The sequence below is a fragment of the Candidatus Pelagibacter sp. genome, assembly GCF_052048095.1.
GTDB lineage: Bacteria > Pseudomonadota > Alphaproteobacteria > Pelagibacterales > Pelagibacteraceae > Pelagibacter.
Genome location: NZ_JBNAKG010000001.1, coordinates 1,259,009 through 1,279,208 on the forward strand (window position 1 = coordinate 1,259,009; position 20,200 = coordinate 1,279,208).

Sequence of the window (20,200 nt, forward strand, 5' to 3'; positions counted from 1 at the left end):
TTAATCACTGATATTACATGAAAAGAAACTATTCAAATATTAAAATAGCTAAAAAATATTTAGATGATAATGAATGTATAGCTATTCCTACAGAAACTGTATACGGTTTGGCAGGAAACGCTTATTCAGATAAAGCAGTTAAAAAAATTTTTAAACTTAAACACAGACCATCATTTAATCCTTTAATTGTTCATTATTCAAAAATTAAAGATCTGAAAAATGATTGTGAAATTGATAAAAATTTTCTCAAACTTTATAATAGATTCTGTCCTGGACCTTTAACATTTGTATTAAAATTAAAAAAAAATTCTAAAATCTCTAAATTTGTCACAAATAATAAAAAATCTTTAGCGGTTAGATTTCCTAAACATTCACTAACATCATCTTTACTACGTAAACTTGAATATCCTTTAGCAGCACCTAGCGCAAATATATCAACCAAAGTAAGTGCAGTTAAACCCTCTGATATAAGAGATGATTTTGGAAAAAAATTAAAATTTATTTTAGAGGGAAAATCATCAAAAATTGGAATTGAATCAACTATTATTGATTTAACGTCCTATCCAAAGATTTTGAGACTAGGTGGTTTAGAGGTTTCTAAAATTGAAAAAATAATTAATAAAAAACTTGAATTAAATATTAATCCTAAAAATATTTTATCACCTGGGCAATTAAAGTTGCATTATTCTCCAGGTATTCCAATTAAACTTAATGTTAAAAAAACAGATAATAAAGAAGCACATATCCTCATAAAAAGAAGAAAGAAAAAACAAAAGAATTTTTTTTATCTCACTAAAGATTCAAATTTAAAAGAAGCTGCAAAAAATTTGTATAGTACTTTAAGAAAAATAAAAAAAAGAGGTTATAAAAGTATTGCTGTAGAAAAAATACCTAAAGTAGGTTTGGGCTTAACCATAAATGATAGATTGTATAGAGCAGCAAAATTTTAAATGAAAAGTTCGATAGAAGTAATTAATTTATCTAAGATATATAAGTCAAAAAAAGCAGTTAAAAATATTAATTTCAAAGTTAATGAAGATGAAATTATAGGATTACTTGGTCCAAATGGTTGTGGCAAAACCACAACAATTGGAATGATTCTTGGTTTACTTAAACCTACTGAGGGAAAAGTTTTAATTAATGGTAAAGATATAGAAAAAGATAAAATTTCACTCCTCAGATGTATGAATTTTATTTCACCCTATATAGAATTACCAAAAAAGTTAAAAGTTAAACAAAATCTTATTGTTTATGGAAAATTATACAATGTTAAAAATTTAGAAAATCAAATTGAATACCTCTCTAACAAACTTAGATTAAATGATCTATTGAAAAAAATAACAGGAGAACTTTCCTCGGGTCAAAAAAATCGAGTTAGTCTAGCAAAAGCTCTAATAAACGATCCATCAGTTTTACTGTTAGATGAGCCCACTGCATCTTTAGACCCAGAAACTGGAGATTTTATTAGAACATTTATTGAAGAATATAAAAAAGAAAAAAAAATTTCGGTCCTTTTAGCCTCACATAATATGGACGAAGTAAAAAGATTATGTAGCTCAGTACTTATGATGAAAGAAGGAGATATAGTTGATAAAGGAACTCCAAATGAATTAATCAAAAAACATGGAAGAAAAAATTTAGAAGAAGTATTTCTGAAAATAGCGAGATCAAAAAATGAATATAACTAGAATTTATGGTCTTTTTTTAAGACACTTTTATTTAATAACAAGATCTTTCCCTAGAATTTTAGATTTAATATACTGGCCAACTATACAAATTACCCTATGGGGTTTTATCTCAAATTTTTTTGCTGAATATAGTTCGTACTATAATGGCGCTATTGGTGTAATTTTATCTTGTGCAGTTCTTTACGATTTTCTTTTTAGGACCAGCATTGGATTTAACATGCTTTTCTTAGAAGAAATATGGAGTAGGAATTTTACAAACCTATTTATAGCTCCTATGAAGATAAGTGAAATTATTATATCCTTAGTCATTACAGCTTTAATTCGAGCCTTAATTGGATTAGTACCTGCAATATTACTTACATCACCATTGTTTGGCATCTCTTTATTAAATCTAGGTTTACCTTTAGCTTTCCTTTTTTTAAGTTTGTATATTTTTGGTATAACTTTGGGATTAATTGTATCAGCAGGTTTACTAAGATTTGGTCCATCCTTTGAGAATATTGCCTGGTCCACAATGTTCTTATTAGCTCCATTTGGCTGTATATATTATCCAGTTGAAACATTACCAAGCTTTTTTCAGTCAATTGCATACGGTTTGCCGTTAGTTTATATTTTTGAAGAGACAAGAAATATTTTAATTAATGGAGCAATAAATTATTCAAATATTTTAAATGCCCTATACCTAAATGGACTTTATTTATTTATCTCGATATCTATTTTTTATTACTCATTTGAAAAAGCTAGAGATAAAGGTACATTGATAAATATGGGTGAATAGATGGCGCGCCTGCTAGGAGTCGAACCCAGAACCTCCAGAGCCGAAATCTGGCGCTCTATCCAGTTGAGCTACAAGCGCATAAATGATTAATACACTATATGCAAAATAAAATAAATTATATTGTTGATGTTGAGGATAAAAATTTAAGAATTGATATTTTTATTAATAAGAAAAATATTGAGCTAAGTAGAACAAGAATAAAAAACCTAATATTGAATAGCAATGTAATGCTCAATGGTAGTACTTTGATTGATCCTTCAAAGAAAATCTCAGAAGGAGACAATATTTCAATAATAATACCTGAACCAAAAAAATTATCTCTTAAACCTTACAAATTTAAACTAAATATTATTCATGAAGATAGCGATTTAATTGTAATAGATAAGCCTGCTGGCATTGCAATGCATCCTGCACCTGGAAATTATGATAATACAATTGTAAATGCACTTATTGACTATGATAAAGATTCTCTATCAAATATAGGAGATGAGCTTAGACCAGGCATTGTTCATCGTATTGATAAGGATACATCTGGTTTAATAGTTGTCGCAAAAAATAATAAAACACATGAAGAGCTCTCAAAACAATTCAACGAACATTCAATAACACGAGTTTATCAACTTTTAATTTGGGGCAAAATTAGACCTTCAAAAGGGAAGATAAATACCTTTATCAAAAGGAGTTCTAGAAATCGACAAATGATGGAAGCATCACTAATAAAAGGTAAAAAAGCTATAACTAATTACGAAACTTTAGAAATTTTTGAAAATGAAAAATCACCCACATTAAGTTTAATTGAATGTAAATTAGAAACAGGTCGTACTCACCAAATAAGAGTTCATATGAATTATTTAGGAAATAGTATTTTAGGAGATACAAAATATAAAAAGAAATATAAAAAAATAAAAAATATTAATAACGAACTTAATAATTTGATTACAAATCTTGATCGTCAATTTTTACATGCTAAAACTCTAGGTTTCATACATCCCAAAACAAATGAAGAAATGATATTTTCCTCAATTTTGCCACAAGAGCTTGAAATAATTCTAAAAACACTGAGAAACACTAATAAATAAGTTATTGAAATATTATCATTATTTATTAAGTAAATCAGTCTATGAGTTTTGCTATGAACAGTAATTTGCCAATTTTAAGCAATGAGGGTGGTTTATCTGCTTATTTGGAACAGATTAAGAAGTTTCCAATGTTGGATGCCGAAGAAGAATATATGTTGGCTAAAAACTGGAAAACAACAGGAAATATTAAAGCAGCTGAAAAACTTGTTACAAGTCATCTAAGACTAGTAGCTAAAATTGCAATGGGTTACAAAGGTTATGGTCTTCCAATAAATGAAATGATTTCTGAAGGAAATGTTGGTTTGATGCAAGCAGTGAAAAAATTTGAACCTGAAAAAGGTTTTAGACTTGCGACTTATGCAATGTGGTGGATAAAAGCTTCTATTCAAGAATACATATTAAGATCTTGGAGTTTGGTAAAAATAGGGACAACTACTGCACAAAAAAAATTATTTTTTAATTTAAAAAAACTTAAAAATCAAATAGCTCCAGATGTTGAGGGTGATTTGAGAAATGAACATGTGGACGAAATTGCAAACAAATTAGATGTTAGTAAAGACGAAGTTGTCTCCATGAATAGAAGATTATCAGGTAAGGAATTTTCTCTAAATGCTCCAGTGGGTGAAGATGGTGATGAGTGGCAAGATTGGTTAGTTGATAAAGATCTAGATCACGATTTAAAATTTGCACATCAAGAAGAAATGGAACAAAGAAAAGATCTCTTAAAAGATTCAATTAAAGTTCTAAACGATAGAGAGAGAGAAATACTTTATTCACGAAGATTAAATGATGACCCTGAAACTTTAGAAGATTTAAGTAAAAAATATAAAATTAGCAGAGAAAGAGTTAGGCAGATAGAAAATAAAGCTTTTGAAAAACTTCAAAAACATATGCTTCTTCTTGCAAGGTCAAAAAATTTACTTCCTGCAAACTAAATCTCAAAAGGATTTTCAATCAAAATTGTATCTTTTCTTTCTGGACTTGTAGAGATGCTTGAGATTTTTGCTTCTATGAAATCTTCAATTGCTTTAATGTATTTTTTGGCATTCTCTGGCAAATCTTCAAATTTTTGAATGCCATTTGTAGATGATTTCCAGCCAGGAAAAACTTTATAGACAGGTTTTATCTTTAATTGGTCTTCAACAGCCGCTGGCAAATAATCTATTTGTTTACCATCTAATTCATAACTGACACACATTTTTATTTCATCTAATTCATCAAGAACATCTAATTTGGTTAGCGCTATACCATCTATACCTGAAATTTTTATTGTTTGTCTTACTAGTACGCCATCAAACCATCCACATCTTCTTTTTCTGCTTGTCACAGTTCCAAACTCTTTTCCTCGTGTACCTAAAATTTCTCCAATGTTATCCGTGAGTTCTGTTGGAAAAGGACCTTCGCCCACTCTAGTTGTATATGCTTTAGTGATACCTAAAACATAATTTATTGAATTAGGCCCACATCCTGTTCCTGTAGCTGCACTCGAAGCAACTGTATTTGATGAAGTAACAAATGGATAAGTTCCATGATCAACATCTAGAAGTATTCCTTGAGCTCCTTCAAATAAAATTTTCTTTCCTTGCTTTTTAAATTCATCAATCTTCAACCATACTGGTTGTGAATATTGTAATATTTTTGGAGCTATCTCTAATAAATCTTTTTTTAATTTATTTATTTCAAATAAATTTTTTCCTAAACCTTTTCGAATTGCATTATGATGAATAAGTACAGTTTCAAGTCTTTGTTCTAAATTTTTTTCTGATCTCAAATCCATAACTCTTATTGATCGTCTTCCAACTTTATCTTCATAAGCAGGGCCTATGCCTCTTCTGGTAGTGCCTATTTTTGATTTACCAGCTACATCCTCTCTTATTTCATCCATTTCTCTATGAAATGGTAAAATTAGGTTAGCTGCTTCTGAGATTATGAAATTATTTGTATCTACATTTACTCCTTTGGATTTTATCTCTTCTATTTCTTCAAGTAAGGCCCATGGGTCTACTACTACCCCATTTCCAATAATTGATATTTTATTTTTTCTAACTATTCCTGATGGCAAAAGTCTGAGTTTATAAGTGATGCCATCTATAACTAATGTATGGCCTGCATTATGTCCGCCTTGAAATCTTATTACAACGTCAGCTTGTTCTGATAACCAGTCTACGATTTTTCCTTTTCCTTCATCTCCCCATTGTGATCCAACAACTGCAATATTTTTCATAAGTAATTCTTTTTTATTAATAATGAATTAAGGTGATTTATAGGTCCATGTCCTTTACCAAATTTAGGATTAGATTTAATTGCAGAATTAACATAATTAATACCTAACTCACAAGATTTCATTATACTTTTTCCACATGAATAAAAAGTGGCTATTGCACTAGATAATGTGCAACCTGTGCCATGAGTGTTTTTGGTATTAATTTTTTTTGAAGTAAATATTTTAAAATCTTTTTTGTTAAGGAAAACATCAAAAATTTTACTTTCATTTAAGTGTCCTCCTTTAATTAAAACATTTTTTGCACCAAATAAGATTAATTTATTTGCAGCAAGCATCATATCCTCAACTGAACTTATCTTTGTATTTGTTAATACTTCAGCTTCAGGAATATTAGGAGTTATAATTGAAACTTTTTTTAAAAGGTCTTTTTTTAATATCTTAATGGCATTATCATCTATTAATTTTGCTCCTCCTTTGGCAATCATCACTGGATCTAATATTACCTTTTTTGATTTAATTTTAATTAAGCCTTTTATAACGTTTTTAATTACCTCTGTTGAGTGCAGCATACCAATCTTTATTGCGTCAGGTTTAATATCTTCTGAAGTAAAAACTATTTGTTCATAAATTTTTTTTGGATTTATTGGTACTACTGATTTAACACCGGTGGTATTTTGGACCGTTACTGCGGTAATAGCTGTCATGCCGTATGATCCAAGACTTGTGACAGTTTTCAAATCTGCTTGAATACCAGCACCACCTGAAGAATCAGACCCTGCAATAATTAAAACTTTTGATTTTGGTCTCATTTATCTAATTTCTTTTTTAATTATTTGGATACATTTTTTCATAAGTTTTTTATCTTCGGACTCCACCATAACCCTTATTATTGGTTCTGTTCCTGATTTTCTAACCAACACTCTTCCTTTATTCATCATCAATTTTTTTGCAATCTTAATTGATTTAATTAAAGTTGATGATTTTAATATTTGCTCATTTTTAAATTTAACATTTTCTAAAATTTGAGGTGTTTTCTTAAATACATCAAAAAACTTACTGGCTTTTATTCCTTTTCTTAATGCAAATAAGGACTCTAGCGCAACTAACAACCCATCTCCTGTTGTTGCAAATTTACCTAAGATAATATGGCCAGATTGTTCCCCTCCTAGATTGTAATTTTTTTTTTGCATCATTTCTTTTACATACCTATCACCAACATTTGATCTTGAAAATTTTATGTTATTAATCTTAAAAAATTTTTCTAAACCATAATTTGACATAAGTGTTCCAATAACACCTCCTTTAAGAATCTTCTTTTTTTTCCATCTCAAAGTTAAAGCTGCAATGATTTGGTCTCCATCAATTATTTTTCCTTTTTCATCACACATGATTACTCTATCTGCATCTCCATCCAAAGATATTCCTATATCTGCACTATTCTTTTTTACAATTGTCTGAATTTTTTTTGGAAACGTAGAACCACATTTTTCGTTAATATTTAAACCATTAGGTTTATCACCAACAACGATTACTTCTGCGCCTAAAGATTTCAGAAGTTTTGGAGCAGCTTTGTAACAAGCACCATTTGCACAATCAATTACAATTCTCATATTCTGAAGACTAAATTTCTTTGGAAAATTTTTTTTTAAAATATTTATATAAGTATCAGTTCCTGTTTCTAATCGTCTTACTCTGCCAAGAGTCTCAGGTTTTGACAATAGAATTTCAGTTTTTTTATCAATTAAATTTTCTATCTTTTTTTCAATTTTATCAGATAATTTTAATCCATCAGGACCAAATAGTTTTAATCCATTATCATGAAATGGGTTGTGAGATGCGGTAATCATAATACCCATATTAGCCTTCATAATTTTTGTCATCATTGCCAGTCCATTAGTCGGTAATGGTCCTAAAGTAAACACATGCATTCCAGCAGATGCCAAGCCAGAAACTAATGCTGGTTCTAAACTGTATCCAGATAATCTTGTGTCTTTCGCTATAATTGCTGTTTGTTTTTTTTTTTTTAGATTGGTAAAATACTTACCTGCAGCCAATCCAAATTTAAAAAACATTTCTCCATTAATTTTATTTTGATTAACTCTTCCACGAATTCCATCTGTGCCGAAATATTTTTTTTTCATTTTATTATAAAAGTTGTTTAAAAACTTTAATACTTTGTTTTACCTCATTTACATCATGTACTCTAAGTATTTGAATACCATTTAAAATTCCATGTAAACTTGCACTTATAGTGCCTCCTAATCTATCTTTGCTATCATTTATTCCCGAAATATCTTTAATAAATCTTTTTCTTGAAATGCCTAGTAATATAGGAAAACCAATCGAATGAAAAAGACTTATATTTCTCAGTATTAACAAATTATGTTTCAAATTTTTTCCAAAACCAATTCCTGGATCGATAATAATTTTATTATGGTTTATTCCAAATTTTTTTAATCTTTCAATTTTATTTTCAAAAAAATCATAAATATCCAAAATAACATTTTTATATTTAGGTTTCTCTTGCATATTTTCTGGATTACCTTGAGAATGCTGCAGTACAAAAGGTGTTTTATATTTTTTTAATACATTAATTGAGTTTTCATCAAAATCTAATCCTGAAACATCATTAATTAAATTTACTTTAGATTTAATACCTTTTTCCATTATCAAAGATTTCCTTGTATCTAATGAAGTATTTAAATATTTTATTTTGTTTAATATTTTTTGAATTCTATTCCATTCCTCTGCTATTGGTACAGTCTTTGAGCCGGGTCTAGTAGATTCTCCACCAACATCAATGATATCTGCACCTAATTTTTTCAAATTTAATACTTGTCTATAACCTGAAACAAAATTATTGAATTTTCCACCATCAGAAAAACTGTCGGGCGTTAAGTTGAGAACACCCATGATATTAGTTCTATTAAAATTTAAGTTGCAAAAGTTTTTCCTTTTATTTGTGATATTGATTAAGTCTTTTTTTACTTGTTGTTTAATCTTTTTTGGTAATGATTTTATTTTATTAATACTAATAATATTTTCAGATTTTCTTGTTATTAACTTGATATGACTAAAAGAAATATCTCCTCTTCCAATAAGAGGTAAGGTGGCTTTTTTTTTAATTAAATTTAATGAATTTTTTCCATAAAAGAAATTACACGCAGAAGTGTAATATCTTCTCATTTTGCTATTTTAATGAACTATCTTAGGTTTTAAGCCCATAGAACTTAATGCTGAGCCTTTGTCGTCATCTACTTTTAAATCTTGTTTGTCAGCAGGATAAATATTCTTGTTAATTAAATTCTCAATCTCCTCACCTGATAATGTTTCGTAAGTAAGTAAAGCTTTTGCTAACTTATGAAGGTCTTCAATTTTGTCAGTTAAAACTTTTCTTGCCCTATCATAACCTTGATCTACAATTTTTCTTATTTCAGCATCAACTTTTTTAGCTGTTTCTTCTGACATATTTTGTTGCCTTGCGACTGATCTTCCAAGAAAAACCTCTTCCTCATTTTCACCATAAGCAACTGGTCCTAGTTCTTTGCTTAATCCGGCTCTCATTACCATCGCTCTTGCTCTTTTTGTGGCTTGTTCAATATCACTCACTGCACCTGTTGTTACTTTGTCATCACCAAAAATTATTTCCTCAGCTACTCTGCCTCCCATGGCTATTGCAAGTTGTGCATGAAGCTGTTCTCTAGTTTGAGAAACCTCATCTCTCTCTGGTAATTGCATTACCATTCCTAAAGCCCTTCCTCTCGGAATTATTGTTGCTTTATGGATTGGGTAGGCTGCGCTTTCATTTATTGTTACAATTGCATGACCTGCCTCATGATATGCTGTTAGTTTCTTCTCTTCCTCACTCATTACCATAGATCTTCTCTCAGAACCCATCATAACTTTATCTTTAGCTTCTTCAAATTCATTTAAAGTTACAATCCTTTTATTCTTTCTTGCCGCTAAAAGCGCAGCTTCATTTACTAAATTTGCCAAATCAGCTCCTGAAAATCCTGGAGTACCTCTTGCTATTGTTCTTAAATTTACATCAGGGGCCATTTTAATTTTTTTAACATGAACTTTAAGAATTTTTTCTCTTCCAATTATATCAGGATTTGAGACAACAACTTGTCTATCAAATCTACCCGGTCTTAATAATGCAGGATCTAATACATCTGGTCTATTAGTAGCAGCAATTATGATAACTCCTTCGTTGGTGTCAAATCCATCCATTTCAACTAACAATTGGTTTAAAGTTTGTTCTCTTTCATCATTTCCTCCACCTAATCCAGCTCCTCTACTTCTTCCTACAGCATCGATCTCATCAATAAAGATTATACATGGAGAATTTTTTTTGCCTTGCTCAAACATATCTCTCACTCTTGATGCTCCAACACCAACAAACATTTCAACAAAGTCAGATCCCGAAATTGTGAAAAAAGGAACACCAGCTTCTCCTGCGATCGCTCTTGCCAATAAAGTTTTACCAGTACCTGGTGGACCAACTAATAAAGCGCCCCTAGGTATTTTGCCACCAAGTCTACTAAATTTTTTTGGATCTTTTAAAAATTCTACTATTTCTTCAACTTCTTCTTTAGCTTCTTCAACACCAGCAACATCGTTAAAAGTAACTTTTCCTTTTAGCTCATTCATCATTTTTGCTTTAGATCTTCCAAAGCCCATAGCTCCACCTTTGCCACCTTGCATTTGTCTCATAAAAAATATCCAAACTGCAATTAACAACAACATTGGAAACCATGATAATAGAACTCCAAATAATGAAGGCATCTTTTCCTCTAATGGAGCAGCTGAAATACTTACGCCTTTTTCTGAAAGCTTTTCAATTAAATTAGGATCGTTTGGAGAATAAGTAGAAAAGTTATTGCCATTAGAATAAACGCCTTTGATATTATTTCCTTGAATTTCAACTTTTAAAACTTCACCATTGTCCACAGCAGTTAAAAATTCTGAGAATATAATTTGATTTCCTCCTCTAATGTTACTTTGAGGATTTTTGAACATATTGTATAGACCGATAGTTAAAAAAACTATTATAACCCACATTGCTATGTTTTTGAGATTCATGATATTAAAATAAGAATTAATGAGCAATAAACAAGTGTCAAAATAACTTTTATAAAAAAAATAATCTAAATTTCTTTGGAAATAATGACGGTATTATTGATTTTTTTAATCATACAACCACCTAATGTTGTTTTAAAATTATTTTTAAAATTAATAGTATTGATTAATCTTAAAACTTTATCCCCACGAGAATAATAATGTTTATTACCAACTACTTTAATACATTGAGACAGTGATCTAAACACAATTTCTTTTGGCTGCTTAAAAAAGAATTGATTTAATAAAAAGTTTTGTTTTTTTTTTGAAAAAAAACTATTTTTTTTTAAATTTTCCTGAACATCAAAATTAATTGAATTGTCAGAAAATTTGAGATTTTCTATAGTTTTGTTTAATTTAATCAAATCAAAACCTTCATTTCTTAAAGTTTCAATCATTTTTCTTAATCTAACTCTCTTAAAATCACTATTTTCATTAGAAGGGTCGCTTATAAAATTTTTAAAAATATTTGATGTTAAATAAATTAGCTCTTTTTTATTGAAATCTAGCAATGGGCGTTCTAAACAAATACCATTTAGATTTGTAGTTTTGCTAAAAGAAACTAACCCTCTCAATCCACTTCCACGTGTTAGTCTTATCAGAAAATTCTCAAGTTTATCATCAGTATGATGACCAAGTAACAAATGATTAATCTTTATTTTTTTACATTCATTTATTAATAATTCATATCGTTTATTTCTTGCTACGGCTTGAATGTTGCTTTTAGGTTTTTTGCCTTTCCAGGTCAAAATTTTAGCATTAATTTTTAAATCTTTTAATAATCTTTTGGTAACTAAAGCTTCTTTCGTAGAGTTTTGTCTTAACTTATGATCAACAATAAAATATTTTGTAATTAATCTATTTCTTTCAGCATAAACTTTAGAAAGGAATGCCAAAGCTAAACTATCAGGTCCACCAGATACTGCTACTGCAAATGACGATTTAATTTCAAATCTTTTGGTAAATTTTAAATATAGTTTCTTAAGATTTTTTTTATCTAAAATTTTATTAAATGAGTTATGAATCTTGTTTTTTACACTCAAATTTCTTTGACTCATATTTCGCTTTTTGGATTACAGATTGATTTGCTTCTGGATATTGTTCTTCAACTCCATTTATCATTTTACATCCTTGATCTTTTTCACCAATCTGGACCATTGACACCCCAAGTTTTAATAAATTTATTGGAGCCTTCTCGCCCTTTGGATATTTCTGATATCCTTCTAGATAAGCTGAAGCAGCATCAGTATAAAGTTGGCGTATTCTAAATGTTTCTGCATACCAATATTGTGCATTACCCGCTAACTTATGTTCTGAGTTAGTGTTTACAAATTCTCTGAATGCTCTTTCTGCTGTCGTATAATCTCCAACTTTTAAAAAACTAGTTGCAAATTCATATTGTTTCTCTGGAATTTCATCAGGTAAAATTTTCTCTTCTGCCTGAAAGTTTTCTGTAACTACTGTTGCTGTTGTATCAACAGATGTAATTTGTTGGGTAGTTTCAGTTGTTGGGTTATCTTTATAAGAAATTGCTCCTAGATCTTGTGGTTGAGAACTTCCAGGAAGAATCTCTTCCTCGTTTTTATTATCAGATTCTGTTGAGACCGTATTGAGAACATTTCCACTTGAAACTGAATTTTCTAAATCTTGGAATCTAATTTGATTGTCTGCTTGTACTTTTGATAATCTACTAGACAGTTTATCTAACTTAAAATTAATTTCTTCAAATTTATTGGTTAAAGCTTGAAATTGACTTTCAATTTCAGAAAGTTTTAATAAATGTCTTGTTAAAACATCTTCAGAATTACCTTCAGATATTTGTGAAGTGTTAAAACTATTGTTTGTTTCAACTGAACCTGAATAGACAGCCTTTTCTAAAGTTTTTAAATCTTTCTGGATTATTTGTAATGTTTGATAAATGTCTTGAGTATCAGCTTTTAATTGTGACTGAATTAAAGTGAAAAAAAATATTGAAAATAATAAGATTATATTTTTTTTAATAGAGCTCATCTTTTAACTAGTAAATATAATGATGGCAAAAAAAAGACCCTGAATAAGTTAATATTCAGGGTCTAAAAAATTTAAAAAATTAGTTAGCTTTTACTGTTACAGATCTTCTGTTTTTTGACCAAGCTAAAGGATTTGAGCCAGAATCAACTGGTCTTTCTTTACCATAACTTAATACTGAAATTCTGTCTGAAGAAATTCCGTAAGTCATTAAGTAGTCTTTTGCAGCATTTGCTCTTCTTTCACCTAATGCTAAGTTATATTCTCTTGTTCCTCTTTCATCAGCATGACCTTCCAAAACAATGTTGATGTTTGAATTTTTTCTTAACCATGCAGCTTGTTTTCTTAAAGTCTCTCTTGAAGCAGTTGTTAAAACTGACTCATTAGTCGCAAAAAATACTCTGTCCGGTACACCAGATGCTAAATATTCTACTGTATCTTTTCCAGTATATACATCACCTTGTAATTGGCTTGTTGAAACTTTTTTTGTTGCACATGCAGATAATGCTAAGCATGCTAATACAACTAAAAGCGTGTTTTTTAAAATTTTGTTAATTATCATAATGCTCCTTGATCAAATTGCTAATTCTTAATTTTTCACAATTAAATAGAGCTTTCAAGCTAAAAAATCAAGAAATATTATCTAATTACTTAATAATGATGACCAGGATGGGTCTGAAGCGTCTGTTGGAGTATTAACCTCTCTTTCATTATAGCCAGTTAAATCTATAGACCATAATTTTGCTGAAAAACCTTCTCCTTTTTCGTCTGTTTTTGTCTCTCTATAAAAAATTAGCACTCTTCCATTTGGGGACCAGGATGGTGCCTCTTGGTAGTAATTCTCAGTTAATAATCTTTCACCTGTTCCATCAGTCCTCATGACGCCTATATAAAATTTTCCTTTATGTAATTTGGTGAATGCTATTAAGTCTCCTCTTGGCGACCATACAGGTGTTCCATAAAGACCTTTACCAAACGAAATTCTTTTTACATTTTTTCCATTACTATCCATTACATAAATCTGCTGATATCCGCTTCTATCTGAATTAAAGCAAATATACTTTCCATCAGGTGAATAAGATGGTGAAGTATCTATAGATGGATGATTTGTAATTTTATCAACTATTCTATTTTCTAAATCCATTGTGTAAATATCTGAATTTCCATCTTTCGCAAAACTCATTATTATCTTTTTTCCATCAGGAGAAAATCTTGGAGCAAATGTCATACCTGGAAAATCACCCACAACTTCCTGAGTACCTGTTTCTATATCTAGCAGATAAACTCTTGGTAAATTTCTGAAATATGACAAATAAGTAACCATTTGACTGTTTGGGTTAAACCTTGGAGTTAGAACTAACTCATTACCTAATGTTAGAAACTTATTATTTGAACCATCCTGATCCATAATTGCAAGTTTCTTAACTCTCTTGGTTTTAGGGCCTTCTTCTGCTACATAAATTATCCTTGTATCAAAGTATCCTTTTTCTCCTGTAAGTCTTTGATAAACTTTATCAGAAATTATATGACCAACTCTTCGCCAATTTGATGGTACAGTTGTGAATGCTAATGCCATCATCTCTCTACCGGCTAGAACATCCCATAGTCTAAATTCCACTCTAAGTTTTTCATCATTAAAACTAACTTTTCCAGTAATTAAAGCTTGAGCCTTGATTAGTTGCCAATCTTCAAATCTTGGTTTGAGGTTTGCAATATCTGGTTCTTGAAGAAACGCATTCTTATCTAAAGGATTAAATAACCCTGAAGTTTTTAAATTATTTTCAACAATTTTTGAAATTTCTGATCCAATGTTTTTTTTGTTTAAAATTTTCTCAAACTCTTTTTTTGATACATTATCTATTGAAAGAGGAGATACAGCGACTGGTAAAGGATTCAAATTTCCTCTTGTAATATCCACTTCAATTAAAGCTTGAGCATTTAATTGAAATAAAAATAAGAAAATAAAAAATATTTTTTTAAACATATAATATATTAACCTTCCAACATCTCTCTTGCATCAAAATTTAACTGTAAATCTTTCCATCTCTCGTAACCTGTAGTTGGCACTCTCAGAGGTTGGCATAGTTTTATAGCTCTTAACGCACTTTCTGCTAGAACTTTATAAAAACCTTGTCCTGGTCTGTTCATTCTTGCGTGATCTATAATCTCAGAACTTTTAATTGTTCCATCAGGCTTTAATTGTAATTTAATTCTAACTAATAAATTCTCATTGTATGGTAGTCCAAGTGGAATACTCCAGCACCCAAAAATTTGAGCCTTTAAAGCATCTTCTTCACTTAAACTTAATCCTACATTTTCTACATTCATATCTTGATCTTGAGTAACTTTATTTGATTTATTTGTTGTTTGAGCAACCTCCTCTTTTGATTTATCTATTAAAGCTGCAATATTATTTGGATCAAATAGTTCTTTTTTTTCAAACTCTGATACTTGTTTAACCTCATTATCAATTTTTTCAGGATTTTGTTTTTTATCTTTAATCTTCTCTACCTTTTCAAACTTCTCATCTGGTAAAGGAACTGCGTCAGGTTTTTCTTTTTTAACTTTTTTAGGCGGCGCTTGTTCAGATACTAGTTTTTTTTCTTTTTCTTTAATTTTCTCTATCGTTTTTTTTGCTTTAGGAGCAAAAGGAATATTTGTCTTCTCAGTAATTTGAATTAATTCAACTGATACTATTGGGGGTAAGTCTACAGCTTTCTTTGATAAAAAAGGAAGGCTTAATGCTGTTATCATTATGATTATCAAGTGAAAAATTGATGAAAGAAAAATTCCTCTTGTCAATTCTACCTCTCCTTATAAGGCTCAGAAATCAATGCAACTTTAGTGAAACCAGATCCAGATAATAAACCCATGATTTCTAGAACTCTTCCATAATTAATAGTTTTGTCTCCTCTAACATATATTCTAGTATCTGTTCTATTCTTTGAAACTGCTAAGACTTTTGCGATAATTTTATCATATTCAACTTTTGATTCTTGAATATAAATTTCACCTTTAGAATTTATAGACAATGTTAATGGCTCTTGTTCTTCAGGCAAAGAGTCTGCAGAGCTTTCTGGCAAATCAACTTGCACTCCTACAGTTAACAAAGGAGCTGTTACCATAAATATTATTAACAATACCAACATAACATCCACAAAAGGTGTTACGTTTATTTCACTCATAGGTTCTCTTGAAGATCTACGGTTTAAATTTATACCCATTTTATATTATTGATAAAAATCTTTTTGAAAAACTTTCAAGTTTTTGACTGTAATTTCTTAAATCATTATTAAATTTGTTATAAGCAACAACAGCTGGTATTGCTGCTAACAAACCTAATGCAGTTGCAAAAAGTGCTTCTGCAATTCCAGGAGCCACTATTGCCAAACTTGTATTTCTAGATATAGCAATTGACTGAAAGGAATTCATTATTCCCCAAACTGTTCCAAATAAACCAATAAAAGGTGCAGTTGATCCAACTGTTGCTAAAAAAGTAAAGCCTTTTTCTATTTTAGAAACTTGTTTTTCAATTCCTGCTTCAAGTATGCTACTTAACCTTTCATTCATATTTGATTTTGATCTTGATTTCATTATACCTTGCATGGATTCTTTAAAGATTACTGCCATTGGATCAGAAACATTCTGGGGCATACTATTATAAAAATTTTCTACTGATTTTGACTTCCAGAATTTATCTTCAAATTTATCTGAAGAACTGTTAATTGTTTTAAATAGTTTTAATTTTTCAAAAATTACTGCCCAAGAATATATTGAACAAGCTATTAATAAAACAATCACTGACTTAACTATTATGTCAGCTTTTAAAAATAAATTGATAAGTGAAAAATCAGCACTAGATGCTAACCCCACTGATTGAGTTGCTATTTCAGTTTCCATATTTATGTTTCACACTCAAATGTGTCATGAATTTGACTTAAATTAATATTTTGATCCCTTGCTAATCAGTGATTTTGTAGGTTTCGTAAAAAAAGCTAGCAATCAATATTGCATCTGCTTTATTAGAATCTTTCTTTTTTGATAATTGATCTGAAAAATAAGGAAAAATCTCTATTGCTCTGGTTCTACTAGCATCTTTTTCTGAATTAATTAAATTGAAATACTTTTTCCACTTTGCTGGTCTAACAAAAAACATTGGTAACTGCATCGCTGAACAAATACCTTTCAATATCCCGAATGATTGACCAAAATTAAACATACTCGTTACACCTTGGCCTGGCATTGCTGAAACTTGTTCTATAACTACTTTAATTTCATTTTTATCAATATTCTTTATAACTGATGAAATTTCATTGAAAATTTGCGAACCATTGACTTGTTTTTTATTTTTTTTTCCATCTGTCATAGTGGGCATTTCAACTACTTTAATAATTTTTCCGTTTTCTAAGAAACAAATTGAGCCAGAAATTCCAGGGTCTATTCCTATTATCAACATTAATTAATTTTCAAATTCAACATTAGAATAAACGCTCTGAACGTCATCATCTTCCTCTAATGTCTCCAAGAAATCTATCACTTCTTGTTTTTTTTCACCAATAATTTTGACACTGTTTAATGGTAGCCACTCAATTTCTGTAGTAATAAAATTACTAATTTTTTCCTCTAGTTGTTTTTTAACGTTATAAATTTCACCCATAGGGCAATGAATTTCATGAACTTCATCATTGGAAAAACATTCATCAGCACCTGCCTCAATAGCTAGTTCAAAAATTTTATCATCTGAAACTTCATCTTTAGAAATTTTAATTACACCAAGTTGATTAAAATTATGTGCTGCAGAGCCTTGTGTGCCTAGACTTCCACCATTTTTTTGAAAAATAGTTCTAATATTTGAAGCTGTTCGATTTTTATTATCTGTTAAAGTTTCAACAATTACGGCAATTTTATCTGGACCAAAACCTTCGTATCTAAGGTTTTCATAATTTGCTCCCGCTGATGCTGAGGATTTATCGATTGCTCTTTCAATATTATCTTTTGGCATATTAGCTGACCTTGCGGCTTGAATTGCAGATCTTAGTCTTGGGTTCATTGAAGGGTCTTTGTCACCTAATTTAGCTGCAACAGTTATTTCTTTTGATAATTTAGAAAACAAATTAGCTCTAAGTTTATCCGCTTTACCTTTTTTGTGTTTAATACCAGCCCAATGTGAATGTCCTGCCATATTTATATATTTTTTAAATTTGCCCCTAAAATATAACTCTTAATATTTTTTGCTAATCCAGTTTCTATATCACAATCTACAATAACACCACACAAAGTACCTTCTCCTACTTCTGGATAGTGTTTTGTTGAGTTTTTCTTAAAAAATCTATTAATTGAATTTTCTTTATTCATACCAATTACAGAATTATAATCTCCACACATTCCTGCATCAGTTTGATAAGCGGTCCCACCATCCAAAACTCTTGCATCATTAGTTGGAATATGTGTGTGAGTGCCAACTACTAAAGTTGCTTTACCATCAAAAAAATGGCCAATTGCATTTTTCTCACTTGTTATTTCGCCATGAAAATCAACAACTAAAAAATCATAATCTTCTTTTAATTTGTTTGTATTTAAAAATTTTTCTGCTGTTTCAAATACATCTTCACTTTTTTTCATAAAAACGTTTCCCATTAGATTAAGAACTCCAATTTTTAAATCATTTTTTAATTCATATATTCCAAATCCTTTTCCAGGCGCTGGTTCGAATAAATTCTTGGGCCTAAGTAATCTATTTTCTTTATCAATAAATTTCATAATTTCTTTTTGATCCCAAACGTGGTTCCCTGTAGTAATAATATTCACCCCACAATTAAAAAAATCTTTACAAATTTCTTCTGTGAGACCCACACCTGATTTATCTGCATTTTCTCCATTAATAATCACAAAATCAATTTTGTAAGTTTCAATTTCTTTTTTTAAATTTTTCATAATTGCCGAACACCCAGAAACTCCCACAACATCACCTAAAAACATAATTCGCATTTAAAGAAAACCTTTTTCTGTATAAATAAAATTCAATTTTTGATCATACGAATCAATTGGAACTTTCTTAATTTCTTGAAAAGAAAAAGCTAATCCAATGGTTAAAATTTTTTTAATACTTATTATTTTCTTAATATACCTATCGTAATATCCACCACCATAGCCAAGTCTATTTAAATTTTTATCAAACCCAACTAATGGCACTAAGAGAATATCGGGATAAACACTAATAGAGCTAATAGGTTCAGGAATGCCAAAATTATTTATTTTTAAGGGGTCATTATTTTTCCAAGTATAAAAATCCATTTGATTATGTTTTTTCATAATTGGCAAAGATACTGAAACTTTTTTTGATAATTGATTCAAAATATCTAGGCAATTGAATTCATGATTAATTGGGAGATATCCACCAATAATATTAATTTTTTGATCTAATATAAAATTTATAATTTTTTTTTGATCGTGTTTAATAAAAAATTTATTTTTTCTAACTTTTAATAAATTGTTTCTAATTGCTGACTTTTCCACGAGAAGTATTAATTTGTGATATTTTTGTCTTCTAAATTGTCAATGAAACTTGAAATTTCATTAGTGGCTGTGTCTAAAATCTTTGCATATTTTTTTTCATTCTCATCGATAGCTTTTTTTAAATCATTCAAATCTTTATCGAGATTTATCATCTCTTTTTCTTTATTCTCTTTATATTCGTAAATTAAACTTTTTAATTCTTTAAATTTTTTGGATAGATCACTTAGTTCTTTTTGTTTCTCATCTACTTTTTTTTTTGTTTCATAATATTCATCCAATACTTTTATAGCAGTTATAAGTAATAACTTATTTTCTCCCAAATTTCCTAAATCGTTTTTTAAGCTATTAAATTTTTGATTAATTTGAATTAGCAAATTTTCTAAATGTTCTTCTTGTCCATCCTCGCAAGATAATAGAAATTCTTTGCCATTAAATTTGATGCTTACATTTGCCATTTGTCTATTTCTTCTAATAAATTATCTGTTTCTTGGTTTAATTCATCAATTTTTTCTGTGAATTCTTTTTGTTTTGTTTTTTCTTTAAAGTTATTTTTCTCGAATTCACTTAATCTTACATTTAGTTGTTCATGTTCATTTTTAAGTAATTCATACTTATTTCTTAATTCCTCTTTTTCAATTTCTAATTGATTTTTTTTACTCTCTAGATCTGCTACTAAACTATTTTCTTGCTGGTTTGATATCTTAAAACTTTTTAATTTTTCTAAAGCAAGTGACAACTTTTTTTCTTTTTCGTCCAGAGAATTCATATATATACTTATATTATTAAA

General features: G+C 29.3%; 23 protein-coding genes and 1 tRNA gene. 5 read left to right on the forward strand and 19 right to left on the reverse strand.

Going from position 1 to position 20,200, the window contains the following annotated elements; translation table 11 throughout:
• Positions 1 to 17: 17 nt before the first annotated feature.
• From ACTT9P_RS06685 to ACTT9P_RS06695, 3 genes are read left to right on the forward strand one after another with little or no spacing between them, the layout of a single operon-like run.
• The gene (locus ACTT9P_RS06685; protein ID WP_440909915.1) at positions 18 to 950 is read left to right on the forward strand and encodes an L-threonylcarbamoyladenylate synthase; all 933 of its coding nucleotides are present in this window, start codon (positions 18 to 20) and stop codon (positions 948 to 950) included.
• Positions 951 to 1,688, forward strand: a complete 738-nt coding sequence (locus ACTT9P_RS06690) for an ABC transporter ATP-binding protein (protein WP_440909916.1) — start codon at positions 951 to 953, stop codon at positions 1,686 to 1,688.
• Positions 1,675 to 2,466 (forward strand): ABC transporter permease, encoded by a 792-nt coding sequence (locus ACTT9P_RS06695; RefSeq protein ID WP_440909917.1) that lies wholly within the window; start codon positions 1,675 to 1,677, stop codon positions 2,464 to 2,466. Before ACTT9P_RS06690 ends, ACTT9P_RS06695 begins: the two co-directional genes overlap by 14 nt.
• A 1-nt stretch (position 2,467) precedes the next feature.
• Here ACTT9P_RS06695 and ACTT9P_RS06700 read toward each other — a convergent pair.
• Positions 2,468 to 2,544 (reverse strand) — tRNA-Arg (locus ACTT9P_RS06700).
• A gap of 20 nt (positions 2,545 to 2,564) precedes the next feature.
• Between ACTT9P_RS06700 and ACTT9P_RS06705 the strand changes: the two genes are divergently transcribed.
• Both ACTT9P_RS06705 and rpoH read left to right on the forward strand, forming a co-directional pair.
• A complete protein-coding gene (locus ACTT9P_RS06705; RefSeq protein ID WP_440909918.1) occupies positions 2,565 to 3,545 on the forward strand; it encodes an RluA family pseudouridine synthase in 981 nt (326 codons plus the stop codon).
• A 53-nt stretch (positions 3,546 to 3,598) separates the two neighbouring features.
• Positions 3,599 to 4,480, forward strand: coding sequence for an RNA polymerase sigma factor RpoH (gene rpoH / locus ACTT9P_RS06710; protein ID WP_440909919.1), 882 nt, complete (start codon positions 3,599 to 3,601; stop codon positions 4,478 to 4,480).
• Here the strand turns inward: rpoH and ACTT9P_RS06715 are convergent.
• The 18 genes from ACTT9P_RS06715 to ACTT9P_RS06800 form a co-directional block, all read right to left on the reverse strand.
• Positions 4,477 to 5,769, reverse strand: coding sequence for an adenylosuccinate synthase (locus ACTT9P_RS06715; RefSeq protein WP_440909920.1), 1,293 nt, complete (start codon positions 5,767 to 5,769; stop codon positions 4,477 to 4,479). The genes rpoH and ACTT9P_RS06715 overlap by 4 nt on opposite strands.
• Positions 5,766 to 6,578, reverse strand: coding sequence for a bifunctional hydroxymethylpyrimidine kinase/phosphomethylpyrimidine kinase (gene thiD, locus ACTT9P_RS06720; RefSeq protein WP_440909921.1), 813 nt, complete (start codon positions 6,576 to 6,578; stop codon positions 5,766 to 5,768). Before thiD ends, ACTT9P_RS06715 begins: the two co-directional genes overlap by 4 nt.
• Positions 6,579 to 7,910, reverse strand: a complete 1,332-nt coding sequence (gene glmM / locus ACTT9P_RS06725) for a phosphoglucosamine mutase (RefSeq protein ID WP_440909922.1) — start codon at positions 7,908 to 7,910, stop codon at positions 6,579 to 6,581.
• A gap of 4 nt (positions 7,911 to 7,914) precedes the next feature.
• Positions 7,915 to 8,955 (reverse strand): dihydropteroate synthase, encoded by a 1,041-nt coding sequence (gene folP, locus ACTT9P_RS06730; RefSeq protein ID WP_440909923.1) that lies wholly within the window; start codon positions 8,953 to 8,955, stop codon positions 7,915 to 7,917.
• Between the two features lie 9 nt (positions 8,956 to 8,964).
• Positions 8,965 to 10,854, reverse strand: coding sequence for an ATP-dependent zinc metalloprotease FtsH (gene ftsH, locus ACTT9P_RS06735; RefSeq protein ID WP_440909924.1), 1,890 nt, complete (start codon positions 10,852 to 10,854; stop codon positions 8,965 to 8,967).
• Between the two features lie 65 nt (positions 10,855 to 10,919).
• Positions 10,920 to 11,948 carry a tRNA lysidine(34) synthetase TilS gene (tilS, locus tag ACTT9P_RS06740; RefSeq protein ID WP_440909925.1) on the reverse strand — a complete coding sequence of 343 codons (1,029 nt, stop codon included), beginning with the start codon at positions 11,946 to 11,948 and terminating at the stop codon, positions 10,920 to 10,922.
• Positions 11,908 to 12,900, reverse strand: coding sequence for a tol-pal system protein YbgF (gene ybgF, locus ACTT9P_RS06745; protein ID WP_440909926.1), 993 nt, complete (start codon positions 12,898 to 12,900; stop codon positions 11,908 to 11,910). The genes tilS and ybgF overlap by 41 nt, the downstream gene beginning before the upstream one ends.
• Before the next feature lie 79 nt (positions 12,901 to 12,979).
• The gene (gene pal, locus ACTT9P_RS06750; protein WP_440909927.1) at positions 12,980 to 13,459 is read right to left on the reverse strand and encodes a peptidoglycan-associated lipoprotein Pal; all 480 of its coding nucleotides are present in this window, start codon (positions 13,457 to 13,459) and stop codon (positions 12,980 to 12,982) included.
• Positions 13,460 to 13,540: 81 nt separating this feature from the next.
• Positions 13,541 to 14,881, reverse strand: a complete 1,341-nt coding sequence (gene tolB / locus ACTT9P_RS06755; protein WP_440909928.1) for a Tol-Pal system beta propeller repeat protein TolB — start codon at positions 14,879 to 14,881, stop codon at positions 13,541 to 13,543.
• Between the two features lie 8 nt (positions 14,882 to 14,889).
• Positions 14,890 to 15,651 carry a cell envelope biogenesis protein TolA gene (locus ACTT9P_RS06760; RefSeq protein WP_440909972.1) on the reverse strand — a complete coding sequence of 254 codons (762 nt, stop codon included), beginning with the start codon at positions 15,649 to 15,651 and terminating at the stop codon, positions 14,890 to 14,892.
• 50 nt (positions 15,652 to 15,701) lie between these two features.
• Positions 15,702 to 16,121 (reverse strand): protein TolR, encoded by a 420-nt coding sequence (tolR, locus tag ACTT9P_RS06765; RefSeq protein ID WP_440909929.1) that lies wholly within the window; start codon positions 16,119 to 16,121, stop codon positions 15,702 to 15,704.
• Between the two features lies 1 nt (position 16,122).
• Positions 16,123 to 16,797, reverse strand: a complete 675-nt coding sequence (tolQ, locus tag ACTT9P_RS06770) for a protein TolQ (RefSeq protein ID WP_440909930.1) — start codon at positions 16,795 to 16,797, stop codon at positions 16,123 to 16,125.
• Between the two features lie 61 nt (positions 16,798 to 16,858).
• The gene (locus ACTT9P_RS06775) at positions 16,859 to 17,353 is read right to left on the reverse strand and encodes a crossover junction endodeoxyribonuclease (RefSeq protein WP_440909931.1); all 495 of its coding nucleotides are present in this window, start codon (positions 17,351 to 17,353) and stop codon (positions 16,859 to 16,861) included.
• A 3-nt stretch (positions 17,354 to 17,356) separates the two neighbouring features.
• Positions 17,357 to 18,079: a YebC/PmpR family DNA-binding transcriptional regulator gene (locus tag ACTT9P_RS06780; protein WP_440909932.1), complete on the reverse strand. Its 723-nt coding sequence runs from the start codon at positions 18,077 to 18,079 to the stop codon at positions 17,357 to 17,359.
• Between the two features lie 2 nt (positions 18,080 to 18,081).
• Positions 18,082 to 18,885, reverse strand: a complete 804-nt coding sequence (locus ACTT9P_RS06785; protein ID WP_440909933.1) for a TIGR00282 family metallophosphoesterase — start codon at positions 18,883 to 18,885, stop codon at positions 18,082 to 18,084.
• Entirely contained in the window at positions 18,886 to 19,413 is a 528-nt protein-coding gene (locus tag ACTT9P_RS06790; protein ID WP_440909934.1) for a 5-formyltetrahydrofolate cyclo-ligase, read from the reverse strand. It lies immediately after the preceding gene.
• Positions 19,414 to 19,421: 8 nt separating this feature from the next.
• Positions 19,422 to 19,868, reverse strand: a complete 447-nt coding sequence (locus ACTT9P_RS06795; RefSeq protein ID WP_440909935.1) for a cell division protein ZapA — start codon at positions 19,866 to 19,868, stop codon at positions 19,422 to 19,424.
• Positions 19,856 to 20,179 (reverse strand): 5-formyltetrahydrofolate cyclo-ligase, encoded by a 324-nt coding sequence (locus tag ACTT9P_RS06800; RefSeq protein WP_440909936.1) that lies wholly within the window; start codon positions 20,177 to 20,179, stop codon positions 19,856 to 19,858. Before ACTT9P_RS06800 ends, ACTT9P_RS06795 begins: the two co-directional genes overlap by 13 nt.
• Between the last annotated feature and the right edge of the window lie 21 nt (positions 20,180 to 20,200).

Coding starts and splice junctions, on each gene's coding strand:
- ybgF (WP_440909926.1), bottom strand. CDS start 12,900: ATGAGCTCTATTAAAAAAAATATAATCTTATTATTTTCAATATTTTTT.
- rpoH (WP_440909919.1), top strand. CDS start 3,599: ATGAACAGTAATTTGCCAATTTTAAGCAATGAGGGTGGTTTATCTGCT.
- thiD (WP_440909921.1), bottom strand. CDS start 6,578: ATGAGACCAAAATCAAAAGTTTTAATTATTGCAGGGTCTGATTCTTCA.
- ACTT9P_RS06695 (WP_440909917.1), top strand. CDS start 1,675: ATGAATATAACTAGAATTTATGGTCTTTTTTTAAGACACTTTTATTTA.
- tolR (WP_440909929.1), bottom strand. CDS start 16,121: ATGGGTATAAATTTAAACCGTAGATCTTCAAGAGAACCTATGAGTGAA.
- ACTT9P_RS06685 (WP_440909915.1), top strand. CDS start 18: ATGAAAAGAAACTATTCAAATATTAAAATAGCTAAAAAATATTTAGAT.
- ACTT9P_RS06785 (WP_440909933.1), bottom strand. CDS start 18,885: ATGCGAATTATGTTTTTAGGTGATGTTGTGGGAGTTTCTGGGTGTTCG.
- ACTT9P_RS06760 (WP_440909972.1), bottom strand. CDS start 15,651: ATGATAACAGCATTAAGCCTTCCTTTTTTATCAAAGAAAGCTGTAGAC.
- ACTT9P_RS06780 (WP_440909932.1), bottom strand. CDS start 18,079: ATGGCAGGACATTCACATTGGGCTGGTATTAAACACAAAAAAGGTAAA.
- ACTT9P_RS06775 (WP_440909931.1), bottom strand. CDS start 17,353: ATGTTGATAATAGGAATAGACCCTGGAATTTCTGGCTCAATTTGTTTC.
- ACTT9P_RS06690 (WP_440909916.1), top strand. CDS start 951: ATGAAAAGTTCGATAGAAGTAATTAATTTATCTAAGATATATAAGTCA.
- ACTT9P_RS06795 (WP_440909935.1), bottom strand. CDS start 19,868: ATGGCAAATGTAAGCATCAAATTTAATGGCAAAGAATTTCTATTATCT.
- tolQ (WP_440909930.1), bottom strand. CDS start 16,797: ATGGAAACTGAAATAGCAACTCAATCAGTGGGGTTAGCATCTAGTGCT.
- glmM (WP_440909922.1), bottom strand. CDS start 7,910: ATGAAAAAAAAATATTTCGGCACAGATGGAATTCGTGGAAGAGTTAAT.
- ACTT9P_RS06705 (WP_440909918.1), top strand. CDS start 2,565: ATGCAAAATAAAATAAATTATATTGTTGATGTTGAGGATAAAAATTTA.
- tilS (WP_440909925.1), bottom strand. CDS start 11,948: ATGAGTCAAAGAAATTTGAGTGTAAAAAACAAGATTCATAACTCATTT.
- ACTT9P_RS06715 (WP_440909920.1), bottom strand. CDS start 5,769: ATGAAAAATATTGCAGTTGTTGGATCACAATGGGGAGATGAAGGAAAA.
- ACTT9P_RS06800 (WP_440909936.1), bottom strand. CDS start 20,179: ATGAATTCTCTGGACGAAAAAGAAAAAAAGTTGTCACTTGCTTTAGAA.
- pal (WP_440909927.1), bottom strand. CDS start 13,459: ATGATAATTAACAAAATTTTAAAAAACACGCTTTTAGTTGTATTAGCA.
- tolB (WP_440909928.1), bottom strand. CDS start 14,881: ATGTTTAAAAAAATATTTTTTATTTTCTTATTTTTATTTCAATTAAAT.
- ftsH (WP_440909924.1), bottom strand. CDS start 10,854: ATGAATCTCAAAAACATAGCAATGTGGGTTATAATAGTTTTTTTAACT.
- folP (WP_440909923.1), bottom strand. CDS start 8,955: ATGAGAAGATATTACACTTCTGCGTGTAATTTCTTTTATGGAAAAAAT.